General features: G+C 56.2%; 10 protein-coding genes. 3 read left to right on the top strand and 7 right to left on the bottom strand.

Features of this window, described 5'->3' with window-relative positions; translation table 11 throughout:
• Window positions 1–165: 165 nt before the first annotated feature.
• The 7 genes from nadA to M1136_07580 all read right to left on the bottom strand — a co-directional run bounded on the left by nadA (window position 166) and on the right by M1136_07580 (window position 15,762).
• A complete protein-coding gene (gene nadA / locus M1136_07610) occupies window positions 166–1,089 on the bottom strand; it encodes a quinolinate synthase NadA (protein MCL5075501.1) in 924 nt (307 codons plus the stop codon).
• Window positions 1,090–1,621: 532 nt separating this feature from the next.
• A complete protein-coding gene (locus tag M1136_07605) occupies window positions 1,622–2,977 on the bottom strand; it encodes a hypothetical protein (protein MCL5075500.1) in 1,356 nt (451 codons plus the stop codon).
• Window positions 2,978–2,979: 2 nt separating this feature from the next.
• Window positions 2,980–5,580, bottom strand: coding sequence for a tetratricopeptide repeat protein (locus tag M1136_07600; GenBank protein ID MCL5075499.1), 2,601 nt, complete (start codon window positions 5,578–5,580; stop codon window positions 2,980–2,982).
• A 29-nt stretch (window positions 5,581–5,609) separates the two neighbouring features.
• Complete coding sequence (locus M1136_07595; GenBank protein ID MCL5075498.1) at window positions 5,610–13,259, bottom strand: tetratricopeptide repeat protein; 7,650 nt, start codon at window positions 13,257–13,259, stop codon at window positions 5,610–5,612.
• 53 nt (window positions 13,260–13,312) lie between these two features.
• A complete protein-coding gene (locus tag M1136_07590) occupies window positions 13,313–13,621 on the bottom strand; it encodes a hypothetical protein (GenBank protein ID MCL5075497.1) in 309 nt (102 codons plus the stop codon).
• A 259-nt stretch (window positions 13,622–13,880) separates the two neighbouring features.
• Window positions 13,881–14,576: a response regulator transcription factor gene (locus M1136_07585; GenBank protein ID MCL5075496.1), complete on the bottom strand. Its 696-nt coding sequence runs from the start codon at window positions 14,574–14,576 to the stop codon at window positions 13,881–13,883.
• A 40-nt stretch (window positions 14,577–14,616) separates the two neighbouring features.
• Window positions 14,617–15,762, bottom strand: coding sequence for a GAF domain-containing sensor histidine kinase (locus tag M1136_07580; protein ID MCL5075495.1), 1,146 nt, complete (start codon window positions 15,760–15,762; stop codon window positions 14,617–14,619).
• A 327-nt stretch (window positions 15,763–16,089) separates the two neighbouring features.
• On the opposite strand from M1136_07580, the gene gvpA reads away from it, so the two are divergent.
• The 3 genes from gvpA to gvpN all read left to right on the top strand — a co-directional run.
• The gene (gene gvpA / locus M1136_07575; protein MCL5075494.1) at window positions 16,090–16,296 is read left to right on the top strand and encodes a gas vesicle structural protein GvpA; all 207 of its coding nucleotides are present in this window, start codon (window positions 16,090–16,092) and stop codon (window positions 16,294–16,296) included.
• A 164-nt stretch (window positions 16,297–16,460) separates the two neighbouring features.
• Window positions 16,461–17,258, top strand: a complete 798-nt coding sequence (locus M1136_07570; GenBank protein MCL5075493.1) for a hypothetical protein — start codon at window positions 16,461–16,463, stop codon at window positions 17,256–17,258.
• A 148-nt stretch (window positions 17,259–17,406) separates the two neighbouring features.
• Window positions 17,407–18,201 (top strand): gas vesicle protein GvpN (gvpN, locus tag M1136_07565; GenBank protein ID MCL5075492.1); only part of this gene is annotated, 795 nt, incomplete at its 3' end.

Below are 18,201 nucleotides of genomic sequence, written 5' to 3'. Positions count from 1 at the left end.
CCAACTTATTCATCAATTCAACCCTGAGATGAGCCTTGCTAATCAAACTCACAAACCACCAACTCACAAGCAACGTAAGGAGGCTGCCTAGTGATAAAACATCAATTAAATCTGCCCACTCCTGAGGGCTTGTCCCCCGCGCTACATCTCCAAAGATCCGCCTCATTAGACCACAGCCAACATGCGGTCGAGAGCCTGCTTAGCTCTGATCCTGATCTCTTCGGGAACCGTGATCACGTGCTGCCCTCGTTCCATCGCCTCCACCACACTCTGCAAGCGGGTCATCTTCATATTCGGACAGAGCAAGGCACTTGAAGCAGAGTAGAAAATCTTATCGGGATTCTCCTTCTGCATCCGATGGAGGATGCCTGCCTCCGTCCCCACCAGGAAGACCTTGCCTTCGCTCTGTTTCACGTAACGAAGCATCTGCGACGTGCTCAGCACAGCGTCGGCCAGATCGACGACCTCCTCGGAGCACTCCGGGTGAACGATGACCATCGCTCCCGGATAGCGCTCCTTGGCCGCCAAGATGTCTTGCGCCCGCAAACGCAGGTGAGTGGGACAAAAGCCTGGATAGAGGATCATACCCTTCTTGGTATGCCTGGACACCCAACGTCCCAGGTGTTCGTCCGGAACGAAGAGCACACGGGGTCGATCCACCGACTCCACCACCTTGACCGCATTGGCCGAGGTGCAACAGATATCGCTTTCGGCCTTCACTGCGGCCGAGGAGTTAACATAGCAGACCACCACTGCATCGGGATGATCCTCCTTCCATTCGCGCAGGTCCTCCACCGTTATCATATCGGCCATCGGGCAGCCGGCCAGCGCCTCTGGCAGCAGCACAGTGCGAGTGGGATTAAGGATAGCCGCGTTCTCGGCCATAAAGTGAACACCGCAGAACACGATCACCTCAGCCTCAACCTTAGTGGCCTGACGAGAAAGATCCAGGGAATCGCCGCTGAAGTCAGCCACGTCCTGTACCTCCGGCCGTTGATAATTGTGAGCCAGGATGACCGCGTTCAGCGTACGCTTAAGTTTTTGAATCTTCTCCTGTAGCTCCAATATTTCCAGGTCTACCACACTCATCATCAGAATCCCTTTATTTCAAGAGTACGACAAAGCTGTAGCTCAAAGCTAAATGAAGGCAATCAGCCTTCAACCAAGGTGACACAGACTTAGCCAAGCACCCTCACAGTTATGGTACATCTTCCGCCCAGAGCCGTCAAATGGAAAGGAGGGGCCCTCATCCCCCCTTACCCCCCTTCTCCCGTCCGGGAAGGACGGGAGAAGGGGGGGTATTATAGGCTAGGGCGTCCGCCGAAGGTGGATAGAACCCCCCGAGGATCTGCCTACGGCGGACTCCTTGACCTCCCCTTGCTTCCCCTGCGGAAGCATGTAGGGGCAACCCTTGCGGTTGCCTCCAAAAGGACATCCGCTGAAGGCGGATAGGACCTCTCCCAGAAGGGGTGCTCCCCTTCTGGGCTACCCACTGCTCTTGCGGAAGAAGGGGGTGTGCAGAGGGGGTTGCCCCTCTGCTGGGGTTTGGGGTATCCCCAACTTTTTATTCCCCCTTCTCCCTAAAGGGAGAAGGGGGCAGGGGGATGAGGGCAAGTGGTTACTATTCCTGAAGATAGTAGAATCTACGGTTTTCCCTGACCAAGTAGCCCAGCAGGCGACCTGCCTCACGGCTGTTACGACATTCAAGTCGCTCCACCTCACAGCCAGATTCACGGAGAGCAATCTCCACCGTTTCAGGGACAGCCTCCATAGTGCCTATGATCGTTACCTTGCTGGCCATTCTAGCCTCCTCGGGACTAAAACCAACCGTGGGGGCGAAGCGCTTGAGATAGGGTAGGATAGCCTCGACCACCCGATCAGACTCACCGTCGAGTGACGATAACAAAAGGTAGTGGTAGATCGGCTTTTGTGCCGTCGACTCGTCTTTAACCACCTGTCGCCGTCTACGATCCCAGCTGAAGCGGCGCGGTTCCTTGTCCAGGGCTTTTAACGCCGCCACGGCCGGCAGTTGAGACCCATCACTTTTATACCAAACATGATTCTCAAAAGCGCCCCTCTCTCCTTGTGCTAGCAGCCAGAAGGCATTATTGAAGACATAGTCAGGCAGTTCCCCATCCATGAGCATCTTGGTCATCTCTAGCGTTCGTAAGGCGTGAGTTTTTTCATCCACGATGGGAAAGGCTGGATCGTTGCGTGTGCCAACCACTAAGCCATTTTCACCACAAAGCAGGGGCAACGAATGTCCCACCCTGGCCCGCACTATCTCATCGTACCATTCGAAAAGGTGGAAACCACGCTGATCCTGACAACCCGGCGGGCAGCTATATGGCTTGGCACAGCTCCACTTTGCTCTTCCTCCCTTACCCCAATCAAGAGGGCGATTGCTGGCATAGTTGTGGATGCCGATAGCCATCCGATCATAAAGGTGTTGCTTACCCTTTGTGTTGATGATGGTCAGGGCTGTATCAAGAAAAGTAGTATCCCAGTAATGCCCTCCTGGACAAAGGGGGGTAAAGAGAGGACACAATCCCACCTGCTCCATCACCTCGAGACAAGGCCATAGCATTTCCATAAATCGCTCAACCAAGTGCGGTCTAGCCCACTCGGTGGCCGGCCACTCTCCAACTAGATTGGGTTCATTATAGACATGTATATAGTGTACCCCCCAGGCAGCGTAGGCCCGTAGCTGAGAATAGAGGACGGTTTGGTCTAAAGGCTTAATCTGGCTGCGGATATGCACAATTGGCTCGATCTCAACTGCTGCCAGCTCGCGGATGAAAAATTCTGGAATCAAGCTCGGTAGATCAGCTACAAGCACCAGCCAGCTCGTTCCCATCTCCTTCAACTCCGGGGTCCAGCGTGAGAGGTCCTTCTCACCGTAATGGAGCGTATCCAGGTAATAATGAAATCCTATCCCTGTATCATTTTTCGGCCTGGGGTACTTGTTCAGCTTCATCTCTATTTAGAGATCAAGGTCTTAATAATATTTCCACTATGATCCACGGTCACCCGCGCAATGCGGGAAAGATGAGCACCATCTTGGGTGGGAAGGGATTTTTGAGAGGTAAAGGTGGTAATCTTCTGAGGTGAGTCTACAACATGCCTGTGGGGTCTTTCCTTGCCGCACTGACAGGCAGCGCCACATTGTCCACGACAGCTCTCACGGCAAGAGAACCTTAAACTGGCCTCGCTCATCTCGGGATAGCACGAAACAACGTGTTGCACAACTTTATACACCAGCTCTTGAGAGACATCGCCCAGAGCATGCGAGGGCAGCTTGCGTTGACAGAAGAGATGGGGTCGGCTATGAGCCGGTTTAAGCGCAGCTATCTTTTGTTCCGTCTTTTTGATATCTATGCCCTCCAAACGCGCCGCCGGATCGCCGTAGAGGACGAATTCCAGCAGTGTCTTCTGGTCATCACCGTCAAGCCAGCCTTGACGCTCTAACGTAGCATTTAGAAAACTCACTTTTGCCTTGCGTAGCGCTTCTCCCAAGGGAAGACCATCCTTGACATTCTGCCAGAAATAGAGGCCAAGCAAATCAGCCCCAGAAAGAGGCGGGGCAGAGACACCATAGGAAATCTTAGTGGAACCGACCAGCCCTAATGCCCCTTCAGCCATAAAGCGCAAGGCGATGGAACTGGACTTTTTCTTACTCAGGATGTTAGCCCCATAGCAAGCCTCTGTGTACACGATGGACCCTGATACATCGGCCTGGCCAACAGTCTGAGGGCTCAAGGCGATAGGCAACAGGGGAAAGTCCAGCGGATAATTTTGGTCTTTCTGTCCATACCAGTACTCGGTATTCTCTGCACCGTGCAGGTTGAAATAGTGGAACCTGGCATTGATTAGCCAGCCACTTTCGAATAGCGCATCTGTGATCGGTGGACTAAGCCGCAACATCCCGATATCGGAGATTGTACGATATACCTTCTCCGAAGCTCCCCACCAAACCAGGCTGGAGTAGCCAAAGCCATCTGTTTGCGCATCGGCCAGCCTGAAGAGATTGAACAGGAAGGGGTATCTCTTCAACCAAAAAGCCAGGCCGAGATAGAGGGTTAAACAGCCTAATGGTTTAGGGGTGCGGACAGGCTGTCGCCGCTGAGCGCTGGCCGTCTCTATCTGGGCAAGGAGCAGGGAAAGATCACTGTCTTCACCATCAGGGAATCGACCTACAGAACGTTCAGGGATGAGAAACTCTGCATCGCCAGAGGCATAAGGGTTATCCGAGAGAACCTCCCCATCATCATCCTCAGCCGGGTTGCGTAAGCGAAAGAAGGGAATGACGCTATCCCCACCGATGATGAGCAGATGAGCTAATTCACCCCCATTTTGGGTGATGTCTTGCTCCAAACGGTCTATGACCCCCTTTACTGCTGTCGGCTGCGTGGGGTCAATCGGAGTCAGCCCATAGGGCGAGAGAGAAGATTCATCATCAACATAGATCAGACGAACCGCTGAGTGCGGACCTCTCAACACCTCTTGTAACTCTCGCAACTTAGCCTCCAGCCTCTGAAACCCACTCAGGCCGTATTTGGCGATTATCTTCGTCTTACTGCTGATGAGTGTATAGACGGGGAGAGCCCCCAGGCGAGGCGTAACGCGGATGGCTTTTGGTCGTCCCTCCAATAGCTCACTGCTGAGCCGAGTGATAGACGTGTAAGCATGGGCCACATCTGGATGAGCGCACGATTTAGGAGCCTCTTGCGGAAGGGGGGCGATTAAGTCCAGTGGTGGCGTCCATTCCTCCTCCGATTCGGTGGCCAATAACCTGGGGGCGAGAGACAAAGCCGCTTCTACCTCTGGCGGGGCCTCAGCTAGATCGCGGGGTAGATCAATCTCAATATCCTCAAAGAGTGAGGGTACTCTGAGATTGCTATCGCCGAAAACAGCCCTGGCCACCGTCCCGCTAGGGTCCAGACTGAGCGCCTCATGTAATAAATCAACCCCTTGACGCTCGCGAGCACCATCACTGCTCTGTATAGCCGCTAGGATCAGCTTAGCTTTCAGACAGTCGGGAGAGTCCTCCAAAATACGTTGGCAAGCCTGTTCTGCTTTGCGGTGCTGGCCACTACGCCAAAGGGCCTCGGCCCAGGCCAATTTTGGCGCAACGCAGGCTGGCTTTTCAGCCAGCAGCCATTCAACCTCAGCCAGGACCTCGGCGTACTGTTTCTGGCGCAGTCGCCAGCGAGCTACCGAGAAGCGTGACACCTTCAGGGTTGGCGGAGCCTCCCCATCTCGCAGAGCATAAAGTTGCTGTAAGCTCTCCCGCAGATCAGTGTTATTTGGACTGAGCTCGTAGGCTTGCTCAAATTGCTCTATTGCGCCGCTAAGATCACCGAGCTGTTGCTGGGCCACCCCCAATCCACTGCGGGCCAGGATGTTCTCCGGATCAAGAGCCAGTACCTTCTTAAATTGCTTACTGGCGCGCGAAGCGTGTCCTTGTTCCAGCGCAGCCTGAGCAAGTAGGCAGAGCGTGCGCACATCTTGGGGGAAACGGGCTAAGACCTGTCGACAGAGGGCGAGGGCATAGTCGAAGGTTCCCAGCCTGATGGACAACTCTGCCCTCTCGTAAATCTCCTGGAGCCTCAATGTTTCTTCAACCCTCGTGTGATCAGGGACAAGGCAGTCACTGCGGTCAGCTGCCGGTAGGCATCAGCGTAGTCTGGTTTCAGTTTTACTGCTTTTTGCAATGCAACGATGGCCTCATCATAACGCTTCAACTGTTTTAAAATCACACCAGCATTGCGGTGATAAGTCGCTTCATCCATATTAAGTCTGATCGCTTGCTCATATTCGTGCAGCGCCTCCACATAGCGCTCTTGGGCCTCATAAACCATCCCCAGATCGTTATACCACTCAGCAACGTCCTGTCGTAGGGTGATAGCCTTTTCCAGCTCCTCAGCAGCGGCGTTGTAGCGTTGTAATTCACGGTAAAGTATACCGGTCTTATGATGATAGGTGGCGTTCTCTGGGTCAATCTCTGCTGCTTTCCGATACGCCTGGAGGGCCGATTCATAGCGCCCTTGCAATTCATAGACGATCCCTAGCTCATAGTGAACGCCGGCATGATCGGGGGCCAATCTTAGCGCTTCTTCCAGCTCGGCGGCGGCTTCATCCGGACGAGATAAACGCCTGTAAGACACGCCTAAGTTACGGCAATAGAGAGCCATATCTGGAGCCAGGTCAACGGCCTGCTTGAAAGCAACCAAGGCATCCTCATAACGCCCTTGATGTTCATAGATCTCCCCTAGTTGATTGTAAGCCTGGTGTAGGGTTGGATTCAGACTCAGTGCTTCGCTGAACTCGCTCAATGCTTCTTCCATCTCACCCAAGGATTTGAGAACCAAGCCGGTATCGTAATAATAAATGGCCTTATCGGGCTCTAACTCTTTGGCCTTGGCGTGGGCATGTAGAGCTCGCTCGTGGTAACCCAGCTCGTGATAGACATTGCCCAGCTCGTTGTACCAGGAGGCTATAGTCGGTTCGAGACCAATAGCCTGTTCCAAGGCACCAGCCGCTTCCTCCGTCCGTCCCAGGAGGGCGCAGACTGTACCTATATTGCGATGATAGGTAGCTATCTTGGGTTGGATTTCTGCGGCGCGGCGGTATTGCACCAGGGCTTCGACGTACTGCTCTTGGTGCTGGTAGACGGAGCCCAAAGTGTTGTGCCACTCGGCATAGCGAGGATCAAGTCCAACTGCTTGCTCAAGGGACTTAACAGCTTCCTCGTACTGCTGCAAGCGAGCGTAAAGCGCCCCTAAGTTATAGTGATAGACAGCTCTATCAGAACGCAACTGGACGGCCCGCTCGTATTCCAGAAGGGCTTCCCTATACCTTCCCTGCAGCTCTAAGACTGTGCCCAGCTCATTATGTGCTTCAGCATAATCGGCTGATAGCCTGACCGCCTCTTTCAACTCGCGCTCTGCTTCCTCTAACTTCTCTGTGTGCTTATACATCACGCCAAGCTTAAGGTGATAGGCTGCTCGTGTTGGATCGAGCTCCACGGCCCGCATATGTTCTCTTAAGGCTTCCTCTGCCCTACCTCCCAACTGATAGACTAGACCGAGCTCAGAATGGGCATCGGCGTAGTTTGGATCCAGCCGTATAGCCTCTTCCAATTCAGCCGCAGCGTCAACAAAGCTGGTTGACCAGCGTCCGGCGAAGATGCGCAACTCCCCCAATGATTGCTCTTGCTGGCGCAGTAAACGATGGACGACACCAGCATTACGGTGGTAGAGGGCCACGTGTGGGGCCAGTTCGGTAGCCCGACGATACGCAGCTAACGCTTCCTTGTAGCGTTGTTGGGACTCGTAGACCGCCCCCAACTCGTTATGAAGCTCAGCCTGGTTTGGATCCAGGCGCAGCGCTTCTTCCAATTCAGCGGCGGCCTCCTCATAACGGGCTGCTAGGGCATAGGTTACGCCCAGTCCTCGATGATAGGCGGCTGTATCCGGGCTCAGCTGAATAGCCCGCTGCTGAGCCGTTAGAGCCATGTCCAGGCGCCCGGTCTGGGCACATATAGAGCCTATCTCATAATGGGTTGCCGCCCTGCTTGGATCAAGCTCTAAAGCCCGCTGCAAAGCAGCCAGGGCTTCATCGTGGCGGCCCATCCGTGACAGGGCGATGCCGCACCGCTGGTAATACTCCGGCTCCTCAGCCTGAAGTTCTATAGCCTTACGATAGTAAGCGAGGGCCTCATCATAATGCCCTTGAGCCAGATGAACATCGCCCAGTTCCTGGTAGGCTGCGGCGTGTTGAGGGGCAGCGGCGATGGACTGCTGGATGGCCACCATCGCCTCATCATACCTTCCTAATTGCCTGCTCACCGCCGCAGCATTGCAGTGATAGGCCGGGTTTTTCGGGTCCAGATTGCTAGCCTTATGGAAGGCCTCCAGGGCAGCTCGCAGGCGACCCTGCTTTTGGTAAATCATGCCCAGCTCGTTATGCCACGCAGCGTGCAAGGGTGCAAGATTTATAGCCTCCTCCATCTCACGCTCAGCCTCATCGTACCTGCCCATATGTTGGCAAAGCAAGGCTAAATCGTGATGGAAGATGGCCACGCCGGGCTGAAGCGTAACAGCGCGGGTCAACTCCCTTAACGCCGTCTCTTTTCTCCCCTGTTGCTGGTAGACGAGACCCAGCTCATGGTGGGCCTCAGCAAAGTCTGGGCGACGGGCAACCGCTTCCTCCAGCTCCGCTGCTGCTTCGCCTTCCTTCTTCATCTGGGCGTAGAGAGCACCAATGCGGTAACGATATTCAGCGTTAGCCAAATCCAGCTCGGCCGCCTTGCGATAGGCGTCTAAAGCGGCGCGCTGGCGACCCACCTGCTGGTAAACGTGGCCCAAATCTTCATACCAGGCGGCATGGGTGGGTTCAAGACTGATGGCTTCCTCCAGATATTGAGCAGCTTCATTCAAATGCCCCAGGCGCCCCTCAGCCAGTCCTAGGACATGCTGATAGTGCGCCCTCTTCGGTTCCAGCTGAGCTGCCTGTTTATATTCGACCAGCGCTTCGTGCGTCTGCCCCTCCTTCTCGTAGAGGATGGCCAGTTCACAATGAGCAGCGGCATCATCTGGTTGCAGATCGATCGCTCTTTGCAGCTCCGCGGCCGCCTCGCTATAGCGTCCTAGCTCGCGGTAAACAACACCGGCACAACGGTGATAATGAGCGTTCAGTGGCTCCAGCTCGCTGGCCTTCAGGTATTCGGTCAATGATTGTTCCAGCTGCCCTTGGGTCTGGAAAATAGCCCCCAGTTCACCGTGCCAAGCGGAAGTATCTGGTTGGAAGCGCAGAGCCTCCTGCATCTCCTTGATCGCTTCAGTATGGCGCCCCATCTGGGTGTGTACCATGGCCAGGGCACGCCGATAGGTCCCACAATCAGGCGAGAGGCTGACCGCGCGGTAATAGGCATCAAAGGCCTCCTGTGGACGCTTCATCGCTTCGTAGACCAGACCCAATTCATAGTGAGCATCGGCGTAATCAGGCTTAAGGCGCACGGCTTCCATTAACTGACTAGCGGCTGCGGCTAACTGCCCCATTCTCCGCTGTATGACGCCGGCATTCCGGCGATAGGTTGCCTCCCTGGGCGCTAGCTCCACAGCTGCTTGATATTCGATAAGAGCCTCCTCAAACCACCCCTGCTGCTTGCAGATCTCACCCAGTTCGTTTCGCCAGTCAGCCCGTCCCGGTTCTAGACGTATGGCCTCCTCCAGCTCATTTGCCGCTTCTCGATAACGACCGAGCTTGGCCAAGGCTAAGCCAGCGTTACGATGATAAAGAGGCACATCTTGGGCAAGGTCTACGGCCTTCAAATATTGGCCTAATGCTTCGCCATAGTCCTCCAAACGGAATAGGGCCTCTCCTAGCTCGTTTCGCCATTGGGCTTGCTCAGGATTCAGCTCCAAGGCACGCTGCAATTCAGCGATGCCCTCACTCAAGCGCCCTAGTTCAGCGTAGGTAAGCCCCAGGTCACGGTGGTAGGATGCCTCCGTCGGCTGCATTTCTGCGGCCCGTTTATAATGAAACAGAGCCTCCTCGTGGCGATCGAGCAGGTTATATACGACCCCCAGCTCGTTCTCAGATTGAGCATAATCCGCTCTTAGACCGATGGCTTTCTGCAAAGCTGCGGCCGCCTCCGAAAGACGACCCAGCTTGATGTTCACCGCACCGATATTACGTTGATAGGCTGCCTCTTGCGCATCCAACCGCCCGGCCTCTTCATATTGTTGGAGCGCCTCTTCAAGGCGTGATTGCAATTCATAGATGGTGCCCAGCTCGTTATGCCAATCAGCGCGGTCAGGCTCAGCAGCTATAGCCCGTTCCATCTCAGCCGCAGCCAGATCATAGAGACGCAACTGCCGATAGACAAGACTGGCATTGCGTCGGTAAACAGCCTGATTTGGGGCCAATTCCAGGGCTCGCTGGTAGTGCTTCACTGCTTCATCATGACGCCCTTGCATGGCGTAGACGATGCCCAGTTCGTTATGAATGTCGGCATTGTTGGGATCTAAGGTGAGGGCCCGCTCAAGCTCGGCCGCCGCCTCATTTAAGCGGCCCGATCGTCGACACATGACACCATAGCCCTGATGGTAATCGGCCACGCCGGGATCGAGACGAACTGCCTGTCTATACTCGGCGATGGCCTCATCATTGCGGTTCTCACGCTCATAAAGGGTCCCTAATAGATAGTGAGCATCGGCTAAATCAGGCGATAACTTGATAGCCTCCTCTAAGTGGCTGAGCGCTTCGCCATAGCGCTTCACATGCTTGCACACGTGTGCGGCGTTACGCCGATAGAGGGCCTCCCGCGGGGCCAACTGGATAGCCCGCTGATATTCCGATAAGGCCTCTTTGTATAGTCCTTGTCGCTCATAGACGTTACCAAGTTCGTTGTGAATATCACCGTAATCGGGTCGCAGGGCAGCAGCCCGCTGCAGGGCTTCGACTTCGGCATCAAAGCGCTGCAACTTGCGATAGAGGACACCAATGTCTCGGTGATAGCGGGCCTCATGGGGGGACATCTCGACAGCCCGTCGAAATTCGGCCAGCGCTTCTTCAAATAGTCCTTGAGCCTCGTAGACCCTGCCCAGCTCATTATAGCTTTCAGCCCGATTCGGCTCCAGAGCCAACGCCTTCTTCAGGAGAGCGCTAGCCTCCTCATAGCGCCGTAAGGCGGCATAGCCTACTCCAGCCTTATGCTGATAAAGAGCATCCTCAGGCTCCAGTTCGATGGCCCGCCGGTATTCCTGCAAAGCCTCTTCGGCCCGCCCCTGTTGTAAATATACATCGCCCATCTCGGCACGCCAGGGCGCATAGTCTGGCCTCAAACCGACAGCCATCTCAATCTCGGTGGCGGCTTCGTTGTAACGACCAAGCGAAGCAGCGGCCATAGCGGCATTGCGTCTATACAGGGCTTCTGTAGGAGCCAAATCGCAGGCCTTCTTATAAGACTGCCAGGCTTTACTGTGCTCGCCCAGAACGGTGAAGATACCACCGATCTCGTTATGAATCTCCGCACTCGCTTCCAATTCAAGGGCGTGCCGTAGTGTAGCGATGGCCTCCTGATACCGCCCCAAGCGTTTTAACATAGAGCCGATGGCCAGGAAGTGCATCGCCTTCCCCGGTTCCAGTTCGGCCGCTCGTCGGTACTCGGTCAAAGCCTCGCTATGCCATCCCTGTAGTTCATAGACCATGCCGAGCTCGTGGTGAGATTCGGCAAAGTTCGGGCGTAAGGTCACCGCCTGTCGTAGAGACTCGGCTGCCTGCTCATATCGCCCCAGTCGTCTGCAAGTAACCCCGACACGGTAATGATAAATGGCTTCCTCAGGCACCAATTCGGCCGCGGCCCGGTACTGAAGAAGCGCGTCCTCGTTGCGATTACGCGACTCATAGATCAGCCCCAATTGCTCATGGGCATCAGCACTGCTTTGTCTGAAGAGGGCTACCGCCTGCTCCAGCTCAGCCACTGCCTCCTCCGACCGCTGCAACCGCCCATAGATGACCCCGACATTACGTCGGTAGGTGGCTTCGTGAGGCTCAAGCCTCACCGCTTCACGGTACTCAGCCAGGGCCTGTTCATGCTTACCCTGCAAGTTATATACATCGCCCAATTCGTTATGTATGTCGGCCCTATCTGGCTTCGACTTCACCGCCTGCATCAACTCGGCAGCTGCATCCTCATAATACCCTAATTCCTTGAACGCTACCCCCAGGTTATAATGTATCGCCGCATTGGTGGGATCATACTGTAATGCTTGCCGCCGCGACTCCTTCGGCTCATTTTGCACCACGCACCTGACAGCCAGCAGGACACGGGGGTACGAATCACCATCGCCTACAACGGCATTTAGAAAAGACCAGCGATCCGTGACAAGTCCATAAGCAAGCACCAATGGCCCGAGCCACCTCTGGCGGGCCATCTCCTCAGTCACATAACGGCCCAAATCCTCGCCCCGGGCAAATCTCTCCCGCAGCTCTATGGCTGCAAATACTTCACGCAATAGGTCATGCTTAAATTCCAGGCTATCCCAATCTCGTGATAGTCGGAGCAAACCGCTATTCAGCAAGGACTCCATCACCTGACGAACGATCCAATTCAGGCGCTGACCGGAGATGTGTTCAACGACAATCTGCCGGGCTATCTTTTGGCCCTCCCCGCGCTCTAAACTGTGTGCTTCTGCCTGTTGCATCACGAAGGCCAGCCTGGCCAGAACGGTCTCACCTAAGGAGAGGTCAAGACGATCCTCCTCAGCCACCTTCGCATTTGCCCATTGAAGCAAACTACGGGCCACCTGCTGAAGGCCGGCGCTACGGTTCTTTGCCAGGGATGGCTCGCCCTCCAGAGCCACCCTGGCCAGTTCATTGAGTATGAGTGGATTGCGTCCCATCTCGCGCAGGCTCGGATCAGCAGCGACGATCCTCGAGACAGCTTCGCCTCGCTGCTGACCTAAGCGTTTCTGTAAATAGATGTCCATCTCAGAATCGGATAGAGGGGCAATTGTTCCGACCTTTGCCTCACTGAATACTGATCGTAAGGTAGGGGAGTCGTGCAGGCGACAAGTGATAACGTAGCGATGATGGGGATGTTTCTTGATCAGGAACCTGGCCAGTAGAGTGGCCCCCTCCAGCTGGTAATGAGCTGGAATCTCACTAAGCCCATCGAACAGGAAGAGCAGGGGCTCAATCCTGAGCAGCGATCTAAGATGGAGATGAGAAACATCAGGCAAATTATAGCGCTTCAAAGCGTTCAGGAGGAGATCCTCGACCCTGCCCTCATGGAAAAAGGAGAGGGGCACAAAGATAGGGATCGGCTTGTCAGGATGAATTTTGCTTTCAGCAGAGATGCCTATCCCCGAGGCGAGGGCTTGTTCAGCATAATAATGGGCCAAATAATGAAGCAGGGTTGTCTTCCCAGCGCCTGGATCGCCGAGGATAAGCAATCTTGCATAATCGTTGAGGAGTGGCACCACGTCTCCCCCAGATTCGGGCAGGGAAACGCCCGTCGGACGGGTGTTCAGCTCCGATAACGCCCCTTCTGTCGGGCCTTCACCAGTCAGGTGTTCGCCATTGGGGGAAATGACCTTTAGCGGCAGGTAATATTGACAGGCAGTCAGATGATCAGTATCGTTCTTGACCGCTTGCAGGTAACGGTACAGGAAAGAGGGCTCAATTTCACCTTCACCCGAAGGGTTGCGGGGACGATCTCGCTCAGACTTACCTTGCCCAGGACCATTCACGGCACTTTCCCTTCAGTGGAAGCCGGTCAAAACGCAGCTATGACCTGGTCGATTTACGACCCGGAGAGCATCCAAAAGGCAATGACGCATACTGCTAGACCGATCAGACAGAGAAAGGCACCAACGCCAATGGCCGTTTGGATAAGTCGCGTGACCGCATCCACCAGGCGTGCGGCGGCCTCGATTGTCGGGGCTACCCCTTCATCGGTGATCGCCTTGCCGCTTATCTTCGCTGAGTGACTGGAAACAGTCCGCAGGGTGTCCTGGTATTCTCTGGCCAAAATCATGATGATTCCGGCCATGAAAGAGGCCAGACCGGCGCCGAAGAGGATGATGGCCATGGCTATCTTGACCCCGATCACCCCACTACCTCCAAAGGCGATGACCTGATGCCTACCCTGCTACTTTATTAGACCGAAATGCGACGAGGTAGGCGGTGCCGAATGCTACCCCGATTATAGGTGTTTTAGTCGGGATGTCAATAGCCATTTTTATTCCCCCATGTTTTGATAGGACGAGGATAGGAGGGGTAGGAGAAGCCGGAAAGAACCATACGTAGACCTATAGTCGTGGCCTGCGGCCCGACTATACGGCCCGCTGTACTGGTTACCCTACTCAGTTCTACCTGTAGCGCTTATCCTTGTCCGGGAGGTACCCGATGAGGCCAGCGCGCACGGCTTTGACCGCCGCCTGAGTCCTATCAGAGACACCCAGCTTTAACAGGATGGTCTGGACATGCTTCTTGGCCGTGTCCTCGCTGATGTAAAGTGCCCGCCCGATCTCTTTGTTGGTTTGTCCCTGAACTACCAGCCGGAGCACGTCACGCTCGCGGGGCGTGAGCTCGTCCAGTGTCTTATTGCCTGCTGGTTGCTCCTTCAGCTGGTCACCAGCTGCGTCGGCCAGGGTCATTATGGCCTCGCGCAGCAGGCTGGTCTTGATCAGCAGTCCACCGCTGTGCACTGCCCGGATGGTGTGGATCAGGAGGTCTCTTGAAGCGTCCTTGATCAGGTAGCCGCCGGCACCAGCTCTTATCGCTTCCACCACAAGGGAGTCGTTGTCGTAGATGGTGAGCATGATCACTGAGGTAGAGGGAAGTTGACCTTTGAGGCGCCGGGTAGATTCCAGCCCATCCAGTCCGGGCATACGCAGGTCCATCAGGACCACGTGCGGCTGGTACTCCTTGGCCTTGTCCATAGCCTCCAAGCCGTCGCCTGCTTCGGCCACCACCTCGATGTCTGGGACGATGCCCAGCATGGTGCGCAGACCCTCGCGCACCACCGGGTGGTCGTCTACTAAAAGCACCCTTATCTTGTCCATTTTTAACTCTCCCTAATCCTGTCCCTGTTGCCCAGGCTCGTCAGGGATACCCTCTGCCCCCCCCCCCGCCTGGGCTGGCCTCACGAAGCTTTCCCATCCTCTCGCCGCTGAGGGGTACCTCTACGCGTACCGCAGTTCCCTCACCGGGGGTACTCTGAATGTCACAAACTCCTTGCAAAAGTTCCGCCCGCTTGCGCATACTGAGCAGCCCCGTGCCCCGCCTTCTCGACGTATCCTGGGGGTTGTAGTCAAACCCAATGCCCCAATCCCGTACCTCAACCTTCACCTGGTCACCTGCGCAGGTTATCGTCACGCGGAGGCGATCGGCACTGGCATGTTTTCTTATATTAGTGACCGCCTCGTGGATGATGCGATACAACCCCATCTCGATGTCCGTGGGAAACCTGATCGGATCGGCCCGGAAGTCCACCACCAATCCTGTTTCCTGCGCGAGTTGCCGCATCTCCTGGCGCAGCGTGGCCACAAGTCCGATGCTTTCCAGGATCGCCGGCTGGAGGCTATTGATGATCTCTCGCGACTCCCGGATGGCCTGTTTTACCAGGGTGATTGCCCCAGAAAGCAGTTGCCTGGCGGGGCTGCCCTCAGGCACAGAGGCCTCCAGGATCTGAAGGCACTGGAAGATAGAAACCAAGGTCTGGGCCACCCCATCGTGAACCTCGAGACAAATGCGCTCCCGTTCTGCCTCCTGAGCGCTAAGGGTATCCCTGATGAGGTCTCGCACCTGCTCCTCTTTGTGGAGGAGGCCTCCCTGAAGGGCGGCGTTTTCGAGGAGTACAGCAGCCAGCTCCCCCAGGGCTTCAAGGAATGGCAGCCAACGAGAGAGTTCCTCGGCCTCCCTTGGGGAGACCTCGCCAGCCCCATGGAGCGAACCGACGATAAGAACGCCTCGAGGGGTTGCATCGCTTTTTAGCGGGACACAAATCAGGGGAATCACATCATTGTTTAGGCTGCAGCCCACGACTTTTTGGGCATCTGCCGCCCCCGGCAAAACCAGGGGCTCAGCCCTGGACAGCACCCAACGCGCAATAGGCACAAGATCTTCCCATGCTTTTCCCCGCCCGTATGAGGCAACATTGCGGAGCTCAGAGGTGGCTTGATCGCAAACTAGCAGGCAGGCGTAGGACGCACCAGTCTCCTTTGCCGCTCGCTTCACAATTGCTTTCAATCGAGACTCTAAGGAGTCTGCGGCGACCAAACCGGTTTGGTGCCTACGGAACATTGAACCCTCTCAGAGCTTCTGCCAAGCACACTTGGGTTAACCCGTTAGGTTACCCCCACCCGTTTGAAGATATACCTGAAGGGGGGTTGTCACCAAGGGCGCCCTGAGAAGTATAATTTAGTATAGCAAAGGCAGGCTGAAATTGCAAGACAAGTCGCCTAGGGAGCGCAGGAATTCATAAGACCTGTGATGGTGTCAGCAGGCGGTGTGGAGAAAAGGGGGGCCCTTCCCCATCGCCTTTGATACATAACCAGCAAAATAGGGGGTGATCAAATGGCTGTCGAGAAAGCGATCGCATCGTCCAGTCTGGCCGAAGTCGTTGACCGGATTCTGGACAAAGGGGTAGTGGTAGATGCCTGGGTACGCGTCAGCCTGGTGGGAATCGAGATCCTGGCCCTCGAGGCCAGGGCGGTAGTGGCTGGCGTGGATACCTTCTTGAAGTATGCTGAGGCCGTGGGGCTGACAGCGGCCGCAGCCTAGAGCAATATCACTTAAAGCGCCTCGGGGTGGCCACGCCGAAGCCCGACATGCGCAGCCTGGGCTCCCCTTGTCGGGCTGATTGAAAAAGAGCGTCCTGAGAAGATGCTGGTGGGGTATCCATTCGGTGTGGCCACCCCAAAGCGCAGAAAAAGGAGGAAAACGAGATGCCAACGCGGGAAGAGATGCACAGCCTGGCCCAAGAGATCATTGGCTCCTATGAGGCAAGAGTGGAGGGGATCGCGTCGCTTCGTGAGGAGGTCACTGCCCAGCGACGAGCAGCTCAGGCTCTGCTCCACGAGTTGGACCGGGCCCACCAAGCCATGGCCCGCCAGCAGCGGGCCGACCTGGCCAGGGGACGCGCTGACCTGACCAAAAACGAGGCGCGGCGAAAGCCCGCGGTCGGCGCCTGGATGAGGGAGGTTGCCGCCGACCATCAGGCCATGGCCCGCCGCCAGCGGGCCGAACTGGCCAGGGGACGCGCCGACCTGACCAAAACCGAGGCGCGGCGAAAGTCTGCGGTCGGTGCCTGGATGAAGGAGGTCGCCGCCGACCATCAGGCTATGGCCCGCCGCCAGCGGACCGAACTGGCCAGGGGACGCGCTGACCTGACCAAAACCGAGGCGCAGCGAAAGTCCCGAGTCGATGCCTGGATGAGGGAGGTCGCCGCCGCTCACACGGAGGCCCGGGAGGAATGGCAGAAACTGACTGCCACGATGTGCTCCAAACGAGGGGCAGCAGTGGTCGAGATGAAGCCACCAAAGCCAGCAGTGGAGGTGACCCCGGAGTTTGCCTCCCTCCGCGACCGGGTCTTCGAGTACCTAGCGAGTCATCCTGACGGCACCAGGCTGGCCGAGCTTGAGCAGGAATTTGGTCTGCCCCGCATCCAGATGGCCAGGGTAGTCAAGGTTCTGATGGACGAAAACAAGGTCGAAAAGCGAGATCTCCTCTACTTCGCTATATAGCGTGGGGAGGGGTTCCGAAGCCACGGCACGGGGGCAAACAGAAGCCAAATAGAGTGGGTGGCAACGCCGGGCAGCCCCTCTGTCGTAGTGACTTTTTGCCATTCGTGGCCGTCCAATCTTCTGTCAGGCAGAAGGAGAGGTGGGTTATATGGTAATGGAAGCGGTAGATACCCTACTGGTGCCGCGCCCCCTGCCCAATTTTGTGGAGACCTCCTTCGTCGCAGGGATCGTGAACCGGGCGCTGGCTTACATCGCTGCCGGCTTTCCCATCCACTTCCGGGGAGCCTCGGGCACGGGGAAGACGACGCTGGCCCTCCACGTAGCCAGCAAGATTGGCCGCCCCGTGGTGATGATCCATGGGGACGAGGAGTTCAGCACCTCCGACCTGGTGGGCGGCGAATACGGCTATCGCATGAGAAAGGTGATAGACAACTTCATTCACTCGGTCCTGAAGACCGAGGAGGATATGAGCCGGAGGTGGGTGGACAATCGCCTCACCGTAGCCTGCAAGTATGGGTTTACCTTGATCTACGATGAGTTCACCCGCTCCCGCCCCGAGGCAAACAACGCCCTTCTCTCAGTGCTCCAGGAGAGGATGCTCGACATGCCGGCGGCCAGGGAGGGAGAAGGCTACCTCAGGGTCCACCCCGACTTCACGGCCATCTTCACCAGCAATCCCGAGGAGTACGCTGGCGTCTACCGCAGCCAGGACGCTCTGCGGGACAGGATGGTGACCCTGGACCTGGACCACTTTGACGAGGAAACGGAGGTGGCCATAACCGAGGCCAAGTCCGGGCTGGCGCGAAGCGAGGCCGAGAGGATCGTGCGCATTGTCCGCGGCTTGAGGGAGGCCGGGGTATGCGAGTTCGCCCCCACTATTCGGGGCTGCATAATGGTAGCCAAGGCGCTGAAGGTGCTGGATGGTTCGGTAGATGCCCACAAT

It is taken from the genome of Chloroflexota bacterium (genome assembly GCA_023475225.1).
In the GTDB taxonomy this organism is placed as follows: Bacteria; Chloroflexota; UBA6077; order FW602-bin22; family JAMCVK01; genus JAMCVK01.
This window is presented reverse-complemented; position numbering and strand designations above follow the sequence as displayed.

Coding starts and splice junctions, on each gene's coding strand:
- nadA (MCL5075501.1), bottom strand. CDS start 1,089: ATGAGTGTGGTAGACCTGGAAATATTGGAGCTACAGGAGAAGATTCAA.
- M1136_07605 (MCL5075500.1), bottom strand. CDS start 2,977: ATGAAGCTGAACAAGTACCCCAGGCCGAAAAATGATACAGGGATAGGA.
- M1136_07585 (MCL5075496.1), bottom strand. CDS start 14,576: ATGGACAAGATAAGGGTGCTTTTAGTAGACGACCACCCGGTGGTGCGC.
- gvpA (MCL5075494.1), top strand. CDS start 16,090: ATGGCTGTCGAGAAAGCGATCGCATCGTCCAGTCTGGCCGAAGTCGTT.
- M1136_07570 (MCL5075493.1), top strand. CDS start 16,461: ATGCCAACGCGGGAAGAGATGCACAGCCTGGCCCAAGAGATCATTGGC.